Genomic DNA, 16,633 nt, shown 5'->3' on the forward strand with positions numbered 1-16,633 from the left:
CGCGCCGCGCCGGGGGGGGGGGGGGGGTGGGGGGGGGGGGGGGGGGGGGGGGGGGGGGGGGGGGGGGGGGGGGGCCCCCCCCCCCCCCCCCCCCCCCCGCCGGGGGTTACTGGAGGTAGCGCTCCACCTCGGGCTTGGGTCGCTCGCCCTGCGCGTCCGGGTCGCCGTGGGTGTCTCGGGCGGCCCGCCTGCGGCGCAGGAGGTCCCAACACTGGTCGAGGGACTCCTCCAGGGCGCGCAGCCGCTCGCTGGTCTCGCCCTCGGTGCCCGACTCGTGGGCCTGGGCGTCCGCCCGCAGCTTGTGTTCCTCGTCGACCAGCTCGGTGATCCGGTTCAGGATGGTCTTGTCGTCCATGCTCCTGAGCCTGGCACAGCCCCTCCCGACGCGCCTGGATTCGTACCCCTGCGGGGTGCCGCGCCACGATCGGTGATCCCCACCACACCAAGAGCTACACGTCAATGTGGCAATTTTCACGCTCAGTTCTGGCGAGTTCACACATTGGTCGTGTGGGAGGTGCTACCTGCGGGATCGGCCGAGGCGGCCCCGGTCGGGGGCGGGCAACCACCCGACCGGGGCGAGAACCTCCCCGGTCAGCGTGCTGGTGAAGCCGTTTCGTGAATGCGATGCTCTCTCGCATGGTCACGCGCCTTTGCCGAGGCAGCACTCAGCGCAACCCGCAGTGCCACCGACAGGACGGATCCGCGCAGGTGAAAGATGACTGACCCGACCATCCCGGCACGCCGCGCTCCCCACGTCGCCACCCTGCGACGCACGCTGCCCGGGTTGCTCCGTGACCCACTGGGCACGCTGGTCGGGCTCGCCGACGCGTCACCCGGGCAGATCGTCCAGCTCAACCTGGGCACCATCCGCCCGTACCTGGTCGCCGAGCCCGCACACGTCCAGCATGTGCTGCGCGACAACGCCGCCAACTACACCCGGGCCGGCGACAGCATGATGTGGAAGTCGGTCAAGAAGCTCGCCGGTGACGGGATCCTCTCCGAGGGCCCGCACTGGGAGGCGAGTCGCCGCCGTCTCCAGCCACACTTCACCGCCAAGCGGATCGACGCGGCGGTCGACGACCTGAGCCGGGCGATCAGCGACGCGGTCGACGAGCTGGCCGTCCCGGCGCGCGACGGCGTACCTGTCGACGCGGCCAGCGAGATCTCCAGGATCATCTGCAAGGCGGTCATCCGGGTCTTCTTCGGCGACAAGATTCCCGTCGCCGACGGTGTGCGGGTCGTCGCCGAACAGGACACCGTGGCGACCGCGCTGCGCTTCCGGCTGCTCACCCCGTTCATGCCGGACGCCGTGCCGATGCCCGGTGACCGCGCCTTCCGGCGGGCCGTGCAGAACATCGACGACATCCTGCTGCCCCTGGTCCGCGCCGAGCGGGCCCACGACGACGGGGGCGACGACATCGTCGCCTCGCTCGCCCGGGCCCGGGACGCCCAGGGCGACAAGCTCGACGAGCAGCGGGTGCGCGACGATCTGGTGTCGATGTTCGCCACCACCACCGAGACCACCTACGTCGTGCTCACCTGGCTCTTCCCGCTGCTGGAGCAACTGCCGGACGTCGCCGCGCGCCTCTACGAGGAGATCGATCGGGTGGTCGGCCCCGGCGAGGTGATCAGTCGCGAGCAGCTCGGCGAGCTGCGCTACACGCGGATGGTGCTCGACGAACTGGTGCGCGCCTACCCGTCCGGCTGGCTGGTGCCCCGGACCGCGATCGCCGACGACGTCATCGGCGGCACCCAGATCAAGGCCGGCGGCACCATCGTCCTGAGCCCGTACGTGACCCAACGGTTGGCCCGGTTCTGGGACCGGCCGGCGGTCTTCGACCCGGAACGCTTCGCCCCCGGTGCCCCCAAGCGCGCGCACCGGTACGCGTACTACCCGTTCGGCGGCGGCGCCCACCAGTGCATCGGCCAGTACCTCTTCCAACTCGAGGCGCCGCTGATCGTGGCGACCCTGCTCAGCCGATTCCGGTACCGGCTCTGCACGCCCGGGATGCCGACGCCCCAGCTCGCCGCGTCGCTGCGACCCAAGGAGCGGGTGCCGCTGCTGCTCACCCCACACCGGCAACCGGCCCTGGCGTAGCGGGGTGGCACAACTCGTAACGGTCGCCGACGAACTGCGGCAGGCCGCCGACCACGGGCGCGTCTGCGCCCTCGCCGCGCAGGGTCACCGTGACCTGCAGCGCGGCCTGGCGGCCCACCCTGCCCTCTTCGCCGAGGGGCCCTTCGACGCCACCCTGACCAGCAGCATCGCGCTGGCCATCGCGTTCAGCGCACCCTGGTGTGACGCCGCCGAGCTGCGACTGACCAACCGGGCGGTGCTCTGGGGTTTCGCACTGGACTGGCAGGTGGACCGGCTGGCCACCTCCGCCGCCGAACTCGACCGGCTGGTCCAGGGGCAGCTCCTCGTCGCCGACGGCGCGCCCGCGGCGACGACCGACCCGCTGGGCCAGTTCCTCGCCGGTCTCCGCGCCGACCTGGCCGCCGTGCCGGCGTTCGCCACGCTGGGCGGGGCCTGGCTGGCGGCGGTCGAGCGGACCCTGGCGGCGATGCGGCGGGAGTGGCACTGGAAAGCGGGGATACGCGACCATCTCCGGCCGTCGCCCACCCTCGCCGAATACCTGGGCAACGCCGACAACCTGGCCTGCACCGTCGTCAACGTCGCGCACTGGATTCGGACCGGTGGGGCGGACACGCCCGCACGGCTGGACCGGCTGGTGGTCGCCAGTGACGCGGTGCAACGCGCCCTTCGGCTGGTCAACGACCTGAGCACGTACGAGCGGGACCTCCGCTGGGGCGATCTGAACGCGATAATGCTCGTGGACGACCGGTCCATGGTGGAGCAGGACCTGACGCGCCTGGTCGGGCAGGCGACCGACCTGATCGACGAGTTGCGTGCCGACTGCCCACGGGAGGCCGCGTACCTGGCCCGACAGCTCGGCTACACCACCGGCTTCTATCGGAGCACCGACTTCTGGGGCGTCTCGTGAGCGCTGAGGCGCTGGCCCGGGACGCCGGTGTGGCGCCCGCCCCCGGGTCGACGTCCGTCGTCGACGAGCTGGTCGCGGAGTTGTGGCGGCACCCGTCCGGCCGCACCTCCGCTTCGCCGTACGAGACCGCCCGGCTGGTCTCCCTGGCCCCGTGGCTGCCGAGACACGCCGACCGGATCCGGTACCTGCTGGCCGCACAGAACCCGGACGGCGGCTGGGGCGGGCCGGACGGCTACGCCCTGGTGCCCACCCTGAGCGCGGTGGAGGGACTGCTCGCCGTGTCGCCGCGCGACGAGCCGGCGGGTTGGTCCCCGGATGCCGTGGACGACGCCGTCGACCGTGCGTTACGGCTGTTGTTCGATCCGGTGGCCGGTCCGGCCACCTGTCCCGTGCCGGACCTGCCGGCCGTGGACCTGATCGTGCCGGCACTCGTCGAGCGGATCGCCGACCACCTCGTCGACCCGCCCCCGCGGTTGGCCGGATGGCGCGGCGTCGGCCCGCCGCCGATGCCCGTCGGCATGGATCGGCGACGGCTCGACCGGATACGCGCGCTCGCCGCGTCGGGTCGGCCGATGCCGCCCAAGCTTCTGCACGCGTTGGAGGTCCTCGGCCCGGCGGCGCGGCGTCTGACAGGTGTCACCGCCACCACCGCGGGAGCGGTCGGCGCGTCCCCGGCCGCCACCGCCGCGTGGCTCGGCGGCCCGGACGAGACGCAACCCGCCGCGCTGGGTTACCTGACCCGGGCGCTCACCGAGTACGGCGGCGCGGTGCCCTGTGCCACCCCGATCACCGTGTTCGAACGCGCGTGGGTGCTGAGCACGCTGGCGCGCGCTGGCGTGCTCCCGGTGGTGCCCCCCGAACTGGCCGACGGGCTGCACGACGCGCTCGGGCCGGAGGGCGCGGCCACGGGGCCGGGTCTGCCCAAGGACGCCGACACGACCGCGGTGACCCTGTACGCGTTGGCCCTGCTGGGCCGCCCGACCGACCCGGCCTGCCTGAGCCGGTACGACACGGGGGAGCACTTCTGCACCTGGCAGGGTGAGGACGGCTCGTCGGTGACCACGAACGCCCACGTGCTGGAGGCCATCGGCCGGTGCCTCGGCGACGACGACCCCTGGGCGGCGGCGGTGTCGCGGCGGCTCACCGGCTGGCTGATCGACAGGCAACAGGCCGACGGTCACTGGTGGGACCGGTGGCACGCCTCGCCGTACTACGCCACCTACTGCGTGGTGCTCGCGCTGCGGGAGCACGGCGGTCCGGCGGCCCGTCCGGCCGTCCAGCGCGCCGTCGCCTGGGTGCTCGACAGCCAACGGGCGGATGGTGCCTGGGGGCGATGGCGAGGCACCGCGGAGGAGACGGCCTACGCCCTGCTCGTGGTGCTGGCGGGGTCACCGTCGCCCCGGGTCGACGCCGCGGTGGCGGTCGCGGCCCGTCAACTGTCCACAATGCAGGATGCAGGCGGGGTCCCTCCACTGTGGCATGACAAGGATCTATACCATCCGACACTGATCGTACGAGCGGCAGTGGCTGCCGCCCAGGCGTCGGCCACAGCACGGCTGAACGGCTCCGCCCAGACGGCGGCGAGCCGCTGGTCTGCGGCGCTTGAGTCAAATTCCGGACACTGCTAGCGTGCGCCGGGCCGGGGGCTGGGCTCATTCAGCCAAACGAAACGGGCGAGGGACGGGTGGGATGGCTTCCCGCAGTGCAAGTTTGCGCACCAAGGTTGTGGCCCTGCTGCTCTCGCTCGCCGCGCTATGGGCGTTCGCGGCCTGGGTGACCCTGCGCGACGGTCTCAACGTGCTCGGTGTGCAGACGCTCGACGCGCAGGTCGCCGAGCCCAGTGAGGCGCTGCGCAGCGAGCTCCAGCAGGAGCGTCGGATGTCGGTGGCCTATCTCGGGCGGCCCAACCCGGAGCTGGCGCAGCAGTTGAAGGGTCAGCAGCAGCGCACCGACGAGGAGGCCGCCGCCTTCACCAAGGCGGCCCGCAACTGGCGCGCGGAACTCGCCTCGAGCGACGAACTGGTCTCGCGGATCGACCAGGTGGCCACCCGGTTGGACGCGCTCGGCCCGATGCGTGCGGCAGTCGCGGCCGGATCGGTGGACCGCGCCGGCGCGGCGGCCGCGTACACCGGGGTTCTCGACTCGCTCTTCCGGGTGTACGCGGCCCTGGGTCAGCTCGACGACCCGGAGATCGCCAAGGACACCCTCACCCTCACCCAGTTGGTGCGGGTGCGGGAGTTGATGTCGCAGGAGGACGCCCTCTTCGCCGGCATGGCGGCCGCCGGTCGGATCAATGCCCAGGAGTACGCCCAGTTCGCGCACCTGGTTGGCGCGCAACGGTTCCTCGTCGCCGAGGCCGTGGCCGAGTTGCCCGACGCCGACCGGCAACGGTACGTCACGATGACCGAGGGCCAGGCCTTCACCCAGCTGCGCGCCATCGAGGACAGGATGGTCGTCAGCGGGCGCCCGAACGCGCCGCTGCCGGTCGAGGCCGACGCCTGGCAGGCCGCGATGGCCCCCGCCCTGGAGGAGCAGGAGTCCGCAGTTCTCGCCAGTGGTGACGCGCTGGTGAAGCGGGCCACCCCGGTGGCGATCTGGGTCGTCGTCCGGCTGGTGCTCGCCGCCGGTCTGGGTCTGCTCGCCGTCATCGCCTCCATCGTCGTCTCGATCACCACGGCACGGACCCTGCTGCGCCAGTTGGGCCGACTGCGCGACGCCGCCTGGCAGCTCGCCGACGAGCGGCTGCCGCGCGTCGTGGAGCGGCTCGGGCGTGGCGAGGAGGTCGACGTGGCCACCGAGGCACCTCCGCTGGAGTTCGGCACCGACGAGATCGGCCAGGTCGGCAAGGCGTTCAACGCCGTCCAGGAGACCGCCCTGCGCACCGCGGTCCAGCAGGCCGACCTGCGTCGCAACGTCCGCGAGGTCTTCCTCAGCCTGGCCCGCCGCACCCAGGCACTCGTACACCGCCAGCTCACCCTGCTGGACGCGATGGAGCGCCGCGAACACGACGCGGACGAGTTGGAGGACCTCTTCCGGGTCGACCACCTCGCCACCCGGATGCGCCGCAACGCGGAGAACCTGATCGTGCTCTCCGGCTCCACCCCCGGTCGGGCCTGGCGGCGCAACGTCCCGATGGTCGACGTGGTGCGCGGCGCCGTGGCCGAGGTCGAGGACTACACCCGCGTCAACGTGCTGCCGCTCGGCCGGGTCTCGCTCGCGGGCCGCGCCGTCGGCGACATGATCCACCTGCTCGCCGAGCTGATCGAGAACGGCCTCTCGTTCTCCCCACCGCACACCACTGTCGAGCTTCGCGGCCAGGTGGTGTCCAACGGGTTCGCCATCGAGATCGAGGACCGGGGCCTCGGCATGAGCGAGGAGGATCTGGCCGCCGCGAACCACCGCATCGTCGACCAGTCCGAGTTGAACCTCGCCAACGCCACCCGCCTCGGGCTCTACGTGGTGAGCCGGCTGACCGAGCGGCACGGCGTACGGGTGCGGCTCAAGGAGTCCGCGTACGGCGGCACGACGGCCGTCGTGCTGATCCCCCTGGAACTGGTCACCGAGGACGCTGCCGACCCGGAGGACTCGGGCGAGATCCGCTCCGGCTCGGCCATCCCGCTGCCGTCGGGGCCGTCCGGCACCAGCGGCCGCCCCGCCCTCCTCGCGCCGGTCGGGGCGACCGCGTCGACGACCAGCACCCGCGAGACCCCCGACGTGGTGACCCCGCCGGCACCCGTGTCGGACGACTCCGCCACCCCGGAGGTCGTGGCCGATGAGGGCGGCGGCCTGCCCACCCGGCAGCGGACAGCCCCGACCACCGGCGGCTCCGAGCTTCCCGTCCGAGCCCGGCGTGTCCCGGGCCTGCCAGCCCTGGAGGCCCCCACGGTGCCCACCGGCCTGCCCGCGGTCGACGGCAAACGATCGACCGAGAGCCGCGACGCGCCGGACGCGGCCAGCGACGGTGGTCCCGAGGCCGAGGCCGAGGCGGCCCGGACCGACTCGGGCCTGCCGGTCCGCGTCCGACAGGCGAACATCGTCCCCGAGTTGCGCGACGACCCGGCGGCCAGCGAGACCGACGACGACGAGGACGTGGTACGCCCGCCGGAGCAGGTGCGCCGCATGATGAGCTCGTACCAGACCGGCACCCGGCGTGGTCGGACCGACGCGGCACGACTGCTCGGCGGCGCCCCCGGCACCCCGGCGGAGTCAACCCCCGAGCTGACCGACGACGACCCCAAAGCGACCTGACCGAGCGCTGGTTTTCCGCGCGGTGTGACGGTCAGCCCGATACGAGAACGGCGCACAGCCGGGCGAGAAGAGGACGACGAAGTGGCGCAGAAGACGGCTTCGAGTGCCGACCTGACGTGGTTACTTGATGACCTGGTGGGCCGGGTGAAGCAGGCCGAGCACGCGGTCGCGCTCTCCACCGACGGTCTGCTGATGGCTTCCTCCCAGGGGTTGAGCCGGGACGACGGCGAGCACCTCGCCGCGATGGCGGCCGGCATCCAGAGCCTGGCCCGGGGCGCCGGTAAGCGCTTCGGCGGCGGGCAGGTGCAGCAGACCATCATCGAGATGCAGTCGTCGTTCCTGTTCGTCACCGCGGCCGGCCGCAACGCCTGCCTGGCGGTGCTGGCCAGCGAGGACGCCGACGTCGGTCTGATCGCCTACGAGATGGCGATGCTCGTCACCCGCGTCGGCAAGTACGTCGCGTCGCCGTCCCGCACAGAGCAGCCGGCCGGCGAGAGGTAGCGGTGATGACGGTCCAGGGGGAGTCCGCAGACCATCAGTGGGTGGATGACCATGCGGGTCCGGTGGTGCGCCCGTACGCGGTGACGCGCGGGCGGGCCCGACCGGTCACCGGCACATTCGATCTGATCTCCCTGGTCACCGCGACCCGAGCCGAGGTGACGCCGGAGGTTGGTCTCGGCCCGGAGCACCTGGCGATCGTCGGGCTGTGCCAACGCATACAGTCCGTCGCCGAGATCGCCGCTCATCTCGACCTGCCGGTGGGCACCATCCGGGTGCTCCTCGGTGACCTGGCGGCTCGCAGCCTCGTGCAGGTCCGCGAGCCGCACACCACTGCCGGCCTTCCCGACAACAGCATCTTCGAGGCGGTAATCAATGGACTACGGGCACTCTGACCGGCCGGCGGGAGCGACCCCACTGCCCACCGCGATCAAGATCCTGGTCGCTGGCGGCTTCGGCGTGGGCAAGACGACCATGGTCGGTGCGGTCAGCGAGACCCGGCCGTTGCGCACCGAGGAGGTGCTGACGGAGTCGGGGGTCGGCATCGACGACCTGTCCGGGGTGGAGGGTAAGACCACCACCACCGTGGCCATGGACTTCGGCCGGATCACCATCAGCGACGACCTGGTGCTGTACCTGTTCGGCACGCCCGGCCAGGACCGGTTCTGGTTCGTCTGGGACGAGTTGGCGTTGGGCGCCATCGGCGCGGTGGTGCTGGCCGACACCCGCCGCCTCGCCGACTGCTTCCCGTCGATCGACTACTTCGAGGGCCGGGGCACGCCCTTCGTGGTGGCGGTGAACTGCTTCGCGGGTTCCCGGCAGTACCGGCTCGACGAGGTGCAGGCCGCGCTGAACCTGGACCCGGGAGTGCCGGTGCTGCTGTGCGACGCCCGGCAGCGCGAGTCCAGCAAGGAGGTGCTCGTCACGCTGATGGAGCACGCCATGAAGACCCGTGAGGCCCGCCGCCGCGCCAACGGAAACTGACAGAGATTTTTCGGGGGAGGGTGTCCGGAACGCTGTCCGCCGATCGTCATGCTGGCGAAACCCCGAGAAACCAGGGAGCGACCAGATGAAGTACATGATGTTCGTGTGCAGCGACACCGAGCCGGACACCGACCCCACCGAGCTACCCGACATCCACAAGTGGGTGGCGGAGAACGACGCTCGTGGCCGCCGCCTGACCGGTCACGTGCTGGCGGCGACCAGCGCGGCCACCACCGTCCGGGTCCGCAACGGTGAGCTGCTCGTCTCCGAGGGCCCGTTCGCGGAGACCGCCGAGGTGATCGTGGGCTTCGACCTGCTCGACTGCGCCGACCTGGACGAGGCGATCGAGGTGGCTCGCACCCACCCGATGGCCCGCGAGGGGCGACTGGAACTGCGCCCCTTCGCGGACCTGTCCAACTGACGACGGTGTCCACATCGCAGCGCCGGCCGGTGCGTACCCAGGCACCGGCCGGCGCGGCGGCGGCGGAGGCCGTCGCCGCCGCGAGCGTCGAGGCGTACCCCCGGATCGTCGCGACCCTGATCCGGGTGACCGGGGACTGGGCGTTGGCCGAGGACTGCGCCCAGGAGGCGTTGGCCGTCGCCCTGGAGCGCTGGCCCGGTGACGGTGTGCCGACCAACCCGGGTGGCTGGCTCATGACCGTGGCCCGCAACCGCGCGCTCGACGTGCTGCGCCGGGCCACGGTGGAGCGCCGCAAGCTGCACGACCTGGCTCTGCTCACGCCCGTCGACGCGCAGCCCGAGGTGCGGGAGGACGTGGTGGACGACCGACTACGCCTGATCTTCACCTGCTGCCACCCGGCGCTGGCCCTGGACGCCCGGGTGGCGTTGACGCTGCGAACCGTCTGCGGCGTGCCGACCGCGGACATCGCCCGACTGCTGCTGGTCAGCGAGTCGACGATGACCCGACGCCTGACCCGGGCGCGGACCCGCATCGCGCAGGCCGGCATCCCGTACCGGGTGCCGACCGGGCCGGCGCTCACCGAGCGGCTGCCCGGCGTCCTCGCCGTGCTGTACCTGCTGTTCACCCGGGGTTACGTCGCCGACGGCGAGCCGGCGTTCGCCGAGGAGGCGGTCCGGCTGGCCCGGCTGCTCGACCGGCTGATGCCGGAGCAGTCCGAGGTGACCGCGCTGCTGGCGCTGGTCCTGTTGCAGCACTCCCGTCGGGACGCCCGCCGCGACGCCGCCGGCAACCTGCTCACCCTGCAACGGCAGGACCGCGACAGGTGGGACCGCGCCGGCATCGCCGAGGGCCTGGCCGCGCTCGATCGGGTACGCCACGACGGGCCGTACGCGTGGCAGGCGCGGATCGCCGCCTGCCACGCCACCGCGACGTCCGCCGACGCCACCGACTGGCCGACCATCGCGCGGGCCTACGACGCGCTGGGCGGCGGCCGACCCGCACCGGTGATCGCGCTCAACCGCGCTGTCGCGCACGGTTACGCGTACGGCCCGGCCGCCGGGTTGGACCTGCTCGACGCGGCACACGCCGGGGGAGGGCTGGACGGCAACCCGCTGGCCGTGGCCGTGCGGGCCGATCTCGTGGCCCGCCAGGGCGACCGGCTGCGCGCGGCCACCCTGTTCCGGGAGGCCGCGGCGGCGGTCGGCTCGGCCGCCGAACGCCGCGCGCTGCTCGACCGGGCCGCCGAACTCGCCGGCTAGGACGGGTGGGGTCAGCCGCGCTTCGCCAGCGCCAGGAAGCGGATCCAGGCCGCCGGGTCGAAGGCGAGCGTCGGACCGGCCGGGTCCTTGGAGTCACGTACGCCGATGACGCCCGCGAGGTTGTCGGCCACCTCGACGCAGTCGCCGCCGTTGTTGCCACTCTTGCTGCTCTTACGCCACCGAGCGCCGGTCAGGTCCATGATGCTGCCGCTTCTCTGAGGAGGTTGAGGGACTGCGCACGCGACAGCGCTGCGTCGCGAATGCGCTCCCACCGTCGATCCAGGCTAGCAAGGTCGGCGGTCTTGTCGATGAGCTGCGCCTGCGCCTGGCTGTCGACGTGGGCGACCCGCCCGCCGTCCGGCATCTCCGCGATGGTGAACGGCCCACCGAGGCCCGGATACATGCCGGCGTCTGCCGGCACGACGAACAGCGACACGTTCGGCAACGTGGCCTGCTCGGCCAGCTTCTCGCACTGCTCGCGCATCATGGCCCGGTCGCCGTCGAGGGTGCGCCGGAGCACCCCCTCGTCGAGGACCGCGATCAGCAGCGGCGGGCGCTCCCGGCGCAGGATCGCCTGCCGGCTCAGCCGTGCCTCGGCGAGATTGTCGGCCTCGGCCGGCGTGAATGCCTCGCCGACAAGCGTGGCCAGCGCGTACGCCTTGGTCTGAAGGAGGCCCGGTACCCATGCGAGCTGGAACGACCGCAGCGACACTGCCTCGCGCTCCATCTCGGCCCAGTGTCGGAACCAGGCAGGCGTCCGGCGCTTCAGCGCGTCCGGCCACAGGTCGTCGACGTCCCGACCGAGCAGCTCGGCGACCCGCGCGCGATGACGCGTCTGCGGAATTCGTTCCGTGCTCGCCCACTTGGCCGCCGTCTTCGGATCGACACCGATCCGCGCAGCGAGACTGTCCGCCGTGTGGCCCCTCTCGGCCATCGCCGCCTGTACGGCTCGATTCATCTCCACACCTCCCAGAACGTTCCAGACGTCAAGGGGAGATACTTCTACGCGGTGTGATCGCTTGGCAACCCTCGGCAGTGTGTTGTGGAGACAGCACCGCGGAAGGAGCGCAGGATGCCCGAGGACAAGCACCACCCGAAGCCGACGGGCGGTCCGCCACCGGTCCGGCCCAGCCGCACCCGCCCGACCGGGCCACGGCACCCCCCGTACCGTGGCCCGGGTCGCCCGGCGAACGCCGTACCCGAAGCACGCTGGCGGTCCCGGTGCGGCCCGCCTGTCGCGCACACCGCCGACGGTCCGCTGTGGACGTGCGACGCCTGCGGACAGGACTGGCCCTGCCCGGCGCTGCGAGCGACCCCGACGGACTTCGCCCGCCGGGCGACCCTGATCCCCGAGTTCTCCCGGATCACCCGCCGGGCGATCCGCGACCTGCGCGGCCAGCCGGGCGGACCCGATCCGGTCGCCATCGTGCGCCGTTTCCTCTGGTTCCTGCCGCTGACCGACGAGGAGGCCCGCGCGGTCGCGCTACGGCTGCGCTGAGCTGGGGCGTGCGCCGCTGACCCGCCCCTCGCGCCATCCGGCCCGGCGGTGCAGGTGCTCCTCGTGTCCTTTGCTCTGCACCCGCCCACGCGCCAGTTACGGACCGTTAGTGGTGCACGGGCGGGTGCAGAGCAAAGGACGCAACCTGAACCGGGGCGGCGAGCTCGGCTGCCCACCGAAGGCGGCGACAACCCATGCGGCCCGGCGCCACGACCGGGCCGATGGAGGCCGCTGCCAAGTCGAGAGCGCGGAGAAACGAAAGGGCCGCTCCCCGCAAGCGCGGAAAGCGGCCCTTTCGCCGACGTCGGTACGTCAGTTGGCGATCATGCGGCGCATCCCCGTTGGACACTGGCCGGCGACCGATAAGGTGGCCGCATGAAACTGCCGTTCGAAACTGCTCTGCGCGGTTACGACATGCGTGCGGTCGAGAGTCTCTTCGCCGAGGTCGACAGGGCTCTGGCCATCGACAGCGCGGTGTCCCGGGCTGCCGCGCGCGACGCGCTGCGGGGGGCCAGCCTGCGACGGCGGCTACGTGGCTACGAGATGGGGCAGGTGGATGCGGCGATTGACCAACGGCTGGCTTCGCTCGCGCTCCCGGACACCCCGAGCGGGCCGGCGTGACCGACCGGCATGACGCGGTAGCCGTTCGACTCCGGGCGCTCTGACCGCGAGCCCTTTCTCGGCGTGGACGGCGAAGGCCGCCCCCGCCGGAGCGGGAGCGGCCTTCGACCAGCCGTACGCGATCAGTTGGCGATCATGCGGCGCAGCACGTACTGCAGGATGCCGCCGTGCCGGTAGTAGTCCGCCTCACCGGGGGTGTCGATCCGCACCACGGCGTCGAACTCCACGCCGGTGTCGGTGTTGACCCGCACGGTGCGCGGGGTGTCCCCGTCGTTGATGGCGGTCACCCCGGTGATGCTGAACGTCTCCGTGCCGGTGAGACCGAGCGACTCGGCGGTGACGTCCACCGGGAACTGCAACGGCAGCACGCCCATGCCGATCAGGTTGGAGCGGTGGATCCGCTCGTACGACTCGGCGATGACCGCCCGGACACCCAGCAACATGGTGCCCTTGGCCGCCCAGTCCCGCGACGAACCCGAGCCGTACTCCTTGCCGGCCAGCACGACGAGCGGGATGCCCGCCTCCTGGTAGGCCACCGAGGCGTCGTAGATCGAGGACTGCTCACCGGTGAGGTGGTTGACGGTGAAGCCACCCTCCACCCCGGGGACCAGCTGGTTGCGCAGCCGGATGTTGGCGAACGTGCCCCGGATCATCACCTCGTGGTTGCCCCGCCGGGAGCCGTACGAGTTGAACTCGTGGCGCGGCACACCGTGCTCGGCCAGGTACGTCCCGGCCGGGGAGTCGACCTTGATCGCGCCGGCCGGCGAGATGTGGTCGGTGGTCACCGAGTCACCCAGCTTGGCGAGCACCCGGGCACCGGAGATGTCCACGACCGGGCTCGGCTCCTGCTGCATGCCCTCGAAGTACGGGGGCTTACGCACGTAGGTGGAGTCGCTCTCCCAGGCGAAGGTGTCGCCGGTCGGGGTGGGCAGCGACTGCCACCGCTCGTCGCCGGCGAAGACATCGGCGTACGCGGCACTGAACCCGGTCGCGCCGATCGCCTGGGCGATGACGTCCTGGATCTCGGTGCTGTTCGGCCAGATCTCCCGCAGGTAGACCGGGTTGCCCTCGGTGTCCTCACCGATCGGCTCGTTGGCCAGGTCGATGTCCATCGTGCCGGCGAGGGCGTACGCGACCACGAGCGGCGGGGACGCCAGGTAGTTCATCTTGACGTCCGGGTTGATCCGGCCCTCGAAGTTGCGGTTGCCCGACAGCACCGAGACGACCGACAGGTCGTGCTCGTTGACCGCGGCGGACACCTCCTCGGGCAGCGGGCCCGAGTTGCCGATGCAGGTGGTGCAGCCGTAGCCGACCAGGTTGAAGCCGAGCTTGTCCAGGTACGGCGTGAGGCCGGCCCGCTCGTAGTAGTCCATGACGACCTTCGACCCCGGCGCCAGGGTGGTCTTCACCCACGGCTTGCGGGTCAGGCCCTTGTCGACGGCGTTACGCGCCAGCAGCGCGGCGCCGATCATCACCTGCGGGTTGGACGTGTTGGTGCAGGAGGTGATCGCGGCGATCACCACGGCGCCGTGGTCCAGCTCGTACTCGACGCCGTCGGCGCCGGTGACCCGTACCGGCTTGCTGGCCCGGCCGCCCGCGCCGACCGCAGCGGTCTCCAGGTCGCGCGGCTCGTCGGCCGGGTCGCTGAAGTCGTTTGCCGGCGGGTCGCTGGCCGGGAAGGACTCGGCGCTGGCCTCGTCGGCCGGCCCGTTGGCGCCGCGCGGCAGCTCCTCGCGGGGAACGCCCGGCTTGAAGTCGCGCTCACCGGCGGAGTCGTCGGCCACGTAGTCGGTAAGCGCCGAGCGGAACAGCGTCTTGGCGCTGCCCAGCGGCACCCGGTCCTGCGGGCGCTTCGGGCCGGCGAGCGACGGCTCGATGGTGCCGAGGTCCAGCTCCAGGCGCTCCGAGTAGTCCGGCTCGTGGTTCGGGTCGTGCCAGAGGCCCTGCTCCTTGGCGTACGCCTCGACGAGGGCGACCTGCGCGGCGTCGCGGCCGGTCAGCTCCAGGTAGCGGATCGTCTCCGCGTCGATCGGGAAGATCGCCACGGTGGAGCCGTACTCCGGGGACATGTTGCCGATGGTGGCCCGGTTGGCAAGCGGCACGGCGCTCACGCCGGGGCCGTAGAACTCGACGAACTTGCCGACCACGCCGTGCTTACGCAGCATCTCGGTGATGGTCAGCACCAGGTCGGTGGCGGTGGTGCCGGCCGGCATCTCGCCGGAGAGCTTGAAGCCCACCACCCGGGGGATCAGCATGCTGACCGGCTGGCCGAGCATCGCGGCCTCGGCCTCGATGCCGCCGACGCCCCAGCCCAGCACGCCCAGGCCGTTGACCATTGTGGTGTGCGAGTCGGTGCCGACAACGGTGTCCGGGTACGCCTGGCCGCCGCGCTCCATGATGGTGCGGGCCAGGTACTCGATGTTGACCTGGTGCACGATGCCGGTGCCCGGCGGGACGACCTTGAACTCGTTGAACGCGGTCTGGCCCCAGCGCAGGAACTGGTAGCGCTCCTTGTTGCGCTCGTACTCCAGCTCGACGTTGCGGGCGAACGCGTCCTCGCGGCCGAACAGGTCGGCGATCACCGAGTGGTCGATGACCAGCTCGGCCGGGGCGAGGGGGTTGACCTTGCTGGCGTCGCCGCCCAGGTCACGCACTGCCTCGCGCATGGTGGCCAGGTCGACCACGCAGGGCACGCCGGTGAAGTCCTGCATGAGCACCCGCGCCGGGGTGAACTGGATCTCGACGCTCGGGGCGGCGGTGGAGTCCCACGCGCCGAGCTGCTCGATGTGGTCGGCGGTGATGTTCGCGCCGTCCTCGGTCCGCAGCAGGTTCTCCAGCAGGATCTTCAAGCTGTACGGCAGCCGCGCGTGGCCGTCCACCTTGTCAATCTTGAAAATCTCGTAGCTCGCGTCTCCGACGCGTAGCTGGGTCTTCGCACCGAAGGTGTCGAGGCTCGCCACGTCGTACTCCTTCACACCAGCGACCGTGAGTAGTCCTGAGCAGTCTGTCGCACCGGTCGGGGTACCGCCGAGGTTAGGTGACACTTACCGCCGATTACGCTCTCAACAAAACCGTACGTCCGTCTTGCTATTTGCGCAACCCGAGCGCCGACCCTGGGTCCACTCCCATCCCTAGCCTCCTAGGACGGTCTGCGGGGTGTGAGGGACCTGCCGGGCCAGCCGGCCACGGGTAGGGTTCGAGGCCCGGTCGGAGAAGGGGTCAACCGTGTTCGACGTCCAGCACTGGCTCGAGTCGCTGCCACCGATCGCGGTCTACCTGCTGGTCGGCGGCATCATCGGCGTGGAGAGCATGGGCATCCCCCTGCCCGGTGAGATCGTCCTGGTCAGCTCCGCACTGCTCGCCGCCACAGGCGTGGTCGAACCGGAGTGGGTCGCCACCGCCGCGGCCACCGGAGCGATCGTCGGCGACTCCATCGGGTACGCGGTCGGCCGTCGCGGTGGTCGCCCACTGCTGGCCCGACTGGGCCGGCGCTTCCCCCGTCATCTCGGTCCCGCCCAACTCGTCCGGGCCGAACAGAGCTTCGCCCGCTACGGCGTCTGGGCGGTGTTCTTCGGCCGCTTCGTGGCGCTGCTGCGGATCCTGGCCGGCCCGCTCGCCGGGGCACTGCACGTGCCGTACCGGCGGTTCCTGGTGGCCAACGCCGCTGGCGGGCTCGTCTGGGCGTTCGGCACCACCTACCTGTTGTTCAGCGTGGGCCGGGCGGCCGAGCACTGGCTCAAGGACATCTCCTGGGCCGGGCTGGTCCTCGCGGTGCTCGCCGGGCTCGGCAGCACCTGGTGGCTGCGCCGACGGGCCCACCGCATCGAGGCAGCCACCCCAGCGGCGGCCGGCGAGCCAGCGGCGGACGCTGGGCCGGTGGCGGACACCAAGCCGGCGGGAGTGGGTCGGGAACCCTGATTCGAGTACGCCGAAGGGCCGGCCCCGTGTTGGGGTCCGGCCCTTCGCTGTGTGCGGGTGGTGTGGGTCAGCTGGTGGCGTAGCCGCGGGTGGCGATCCAGTCCGCGAGGTGCTCGACGCTGATCTGGTACGCGGCCTGGTTGGGGTCGGCGGAGTCGGCGATGGTGACGGTGTTGCCGTT

Annotated in this window: 16 protein-coding genes and 1 pseudogene; 12 read left to right on the forward strand and 5 right to left on the reverse strand. The window is 71.8% G+C overall.

Translation table 11 applies throughout. From position 1 onward, the window contains the following. Positions 1-106: 106 nt before the first annotated feature. Positions 107-355 carry a DUF2630 family protein gene (locus ACPXBU_RS34640; protein WP_357069883.1) on the reverse strand — a complete coding sequence of 83 codons (249 nt, stop codon included), beginning with the start codon at positions 353-355 and terminating at the stop codon, positions 107-109. Positions 356-715: 360 nt separating this feature from the next. Here ACPXBU_RS34640 and ACPXBU_RS34645 point away from each other — a divergent pair, with 360 nt between their 5' ends. The 9 genes from ACPXBU_RS34645 (at position 716) to ACPXBU_RS34685 (ending at position 10,415) form a co-directional block, all read left to right on the forward strand. Beyond that, positions 716-2,098 (forward strand): cytochrome P450, encoded by a 1,383-nt coding sequence (locus tag ACPXBU_RS34645; protein ID WP_393362892.1) that lies wholly within the window; start codon positions 716-718, stop codon positions 2,096-2,098. A 4-nt stretch (positions 2,099-2,102) separates the two neighbouring features. Further along, the gene (locus tag ACPXBU_RS34650; protein WP_393362889.1) at positions 2,103-3,005 is read left to right on the forward strand and encodes a terpene synthase family protein; all 903 of its coding nucleotides are present in this window, start codon (positions 2,103-2,105) and stop codon (positions 3,003-3,005) included. Next, positions 3,002-4,633, forward strand: a complete 1,632-nt coding sequence (locus tag ACPXBU_RS34655) for a prenyltransferase/squalene oxidase repeat-containing protein (protein ID WP_393362886.1) — start codon at positions 3,002-3,004, stop codon at positions 4,631-4,633. The genes ACPXBU_RS34650 and ACPXBU_RS34655 overlap by 4 nt, the downstream gene beginning before the upstream one ends. 61 nt (positions 4,634-4,694) lie before the next feature. Then, complete coding sequence (locus tag ACPXBU_RS34660) at positions 4,695-7,253, forward strand: nitrate- and nitrite sensing domain-containing protein (protein ID WP_425761378.1); 2,559 nt, start codon at positions 4,695-4,697, stop codon at positions 7,251-7,253. An 81-nt stretch (positions 7,254-7,334) separates the two neighbouring features. Further along, positions 7,335-7,754 (forward strand): roadblock/LC7 domain-containing protein, encoded by a 420-nt coding sequence (locus ACPXBU_RS34665; protein ID WP_355032793.1) that lies wholly within the window; start codon positions 7,335-7,337, stop codon positions 7,752-7,754. Between the two features lie 5 nt (positions 7,755-7,759). Continuing rightward, positions 7,760-8,146: a DUF742 domain-containing protein gene (locus ACPXBU_RS34670; protein ID WP_393362880.1), complete on the forward strand. Its 387-nt coding sequence runs from the start codon at positions 7,760-7,762 to the stop codon at positions 8,144-8,146. Continuing rightward, the gene (locus ACPXBU_RS34675; protein ID WP_393362877.1) at positions 8,127-8,735 is read left to right on the forward strand and encodes a GTP-binding protein; all 609 of its coding nucleotides are present in this window, start codon (positions 8,127-8,129) and stop codon (positions 8,733-8,735) included. Before ACPXBU_RS34670 ends, ACPXBU_RS34675 begins: the two co-directional genes overlap by 20 nt. Positions 8,736-8,820: 85 nt before the next feature. Beyond that, positions 8,821-9,156: a YciI family protein gene (locus ACPXBU_RS34680; protein ID WP_425761379.1), complete on the forward strand. Its 336-nt coding sequence runs from the start codon at positions 8,821-8,823 to the stop codon at positions 9,154-9,156. A 5-nt stretch (positions 9,157-9,161) separates the two neighbouring features. Continuing rightward, complete coding sequence (locus tag ACPXBU_RS34685; RefSeq protein WP_425761380.1) at positions 9,162-10,415, forward strand: RNA polymerase sigma factor; 1,254 nt, start codon at positions 9,162-9,164, stop codon at positions 10,413-10,415. Between the two features lie 11 nt (positions 10,416-10,426). Here the strand turns inward: ACPXBU_RS34685 and ACPXBU_RS34690 are convergent, their stop codons facing one another. Continuing rightward, complete coding sequence (locus ACPXBU_RS34690; RefSeq protein WP_425761381.1) at positions 10,427-10,615, reverse strand: DUF397 domain-containing protein; 189 nt, start codon at positions 10,613-10,615, stop codon at positions 10,427-10,429. Then, positions 10,606-11,373, reverse strand: a complete 768-nt coding sequence (locus ACPXBU_RS34695; protein WP_425761382.1) for a helix-turn-helix domain-containing protein — start codon at positions 11,371-11,373, stop codon at positions 10,606-10,608. The genes ACPXBU_RS34690 and ACPXBU_RS34695 overlap by 10 nt, the downstream gene beginning before the upstream one ends. A gap of 114 nt (positions 11,374-11,487) precedes the next feature. Between ACPXBU_RS34695 and ACPXBU_RS34700 the strand changes: the two genes are divergently transcribed. Both ACPXBU_RS34700 and ACPXBU_RS34705 read left to right on the forward strand, forming a co-directional pair. Continuing rightward, positions 11,488-11,913: a hypothetical protein gene (locus ACPXBU_RS34700; RefSeq protein WP_425761383.1), complete on the forward strand. Its 426-nt coding sequence runs from the start codon at positions 11,488-11,490 to the stop codon at positions 11,911-11,913. Between the two features lie 375 nt (positions 11,914-12,288). Next, positions 12,289-12,534: a hypothetical protein gene (locus tag ACPXBU_RS34705; protein ID WP_425761384.1), complete on the forward strand. Its 246-nt coding sequence runs from the start codon at positions 12,289-12,291 to the stop codon at positions 12,532-12,534. A 122-nt stretch (positions 12,535-12,656) separates the two neighbouring features. Here the strand turns inward: ACPXBU_RS34705 and ACPXBU_RS34710 are convergent, their stop codons facing one another. Then, on the reverse strand, positions 12,657-15,509 hold the full coding sequence (locus ACPXBU_RS34710) for an aconitate hydratase (protein WP_425761385.1): 2,853 nt from the start codon (positions 15,507-15,509) through the stop codon (positions 12,657-12,659). Between the two features lie 250 nt (positions 15,510-15,759). Here ACPXBU_RS34710 and ACPXBU_RS34715 point away from each other — a divergent pair, with 250 nt between their 5' ends. Beyond that, positions 15,760-16,452, forward strand: coding sequence for a DedA family protein (locus ACPXBU_RS34715; RefSeq protein ID WP_393362857.1), 693 nt, complete (start codon positions 15,760-15,762; stop codon positions 16,450-16,452). Positions 16,453-16,519: 67 nt separating this feature from the next. Here ACPXBU_RS34715 and ACPXBU_RS34720 read toward each other — a convergent pair. Then, positions 16,520-16,633: pseudogene (locus ACPXBU_RS34720) on the reverse strand (C39 family peptidase); the annotation flags it as partial.

The sequence above is a fragment of the Micromonospora sp. DT231 genome, from assembly GCF_049847025.1.
In the GTDB taxonomy this organism is placed as follows: domain Bacteria; phylum Actinomycetota; class Actinomycetes; order Mycobacteriales; family Micromonosporaceae; genus Micromonospora.

Coding starts and splice junctions, on each gene's coding strand:
- ACPXBU_RS34690 (WP_425761381.1), bottom strand. CDS start 10,615: ATGGACCTGACCGGCGCTCGGTGGCGTAAGAGCAGCAAGAGTGGCAAC.
- ACPXBU_RS34695 (WP_425761382.1), bottom strand. CDS start 11,373: ATGAATCGAGCCGTACAGGCGGCGATGGCCGAGAGGGGCCACACGGCG.
- ACPXBU_RS34640 (WP_357069883.1), bottom strand. CDS start 355: ATGGACGACAAGACCATCCTGAACCGGATCACCGAGCTGGTCGACGAG.
- ACPXBU_RS34680 (WP_425761379.1), top strand. CDS start 8,821: ATGAAGTACATGATGTTCGTGTGCAGCGACACCGAGCCGGACACCGAC.
- ACPXBU_RS34670 (WP_393362880.1), top strand. CDS start 7,760: ATGACGGTCCAGGGGGAGTCCGCAGACCATCAGTGGGTGGATGACCAT.
- ACPXBU_RS34645 (WP_393362892.1), top strand. CDS start 716: ATGACTGACCCGACCATCCCGGCACGCCGCGCTCCCCACGTCGCCACC.
- ACPXBU_RS34700 (WP_425761383.1), top strand. CDS start 11,488: ATGCCCGAGGACAAGCACCACCCGAAGCCGACGGGCGGTCCGCCACCG.
- ACPXBU_RS34660 (WP_425761378.1), top strand. CDS start 4,695: ATGGCTTCCCGCAGTGCAAGTTTGCGCACCAAGGTTGTGGCCCTGCTG.
- ACPXBU_RS34705 (WP_425761384.1), top strand. CDS start 12,289: ATGAAACTGCCGTTCGAAACTGCTCTGCGCGGTTACGACATGCGTGCG.
- ACPXBU_RS34675 (WP_393362877.1), top strand. CDS start 8,127: ATGGACTACGGGCACTCTGACCGGCCGGCGGGAGCGACCCCACTGCCC.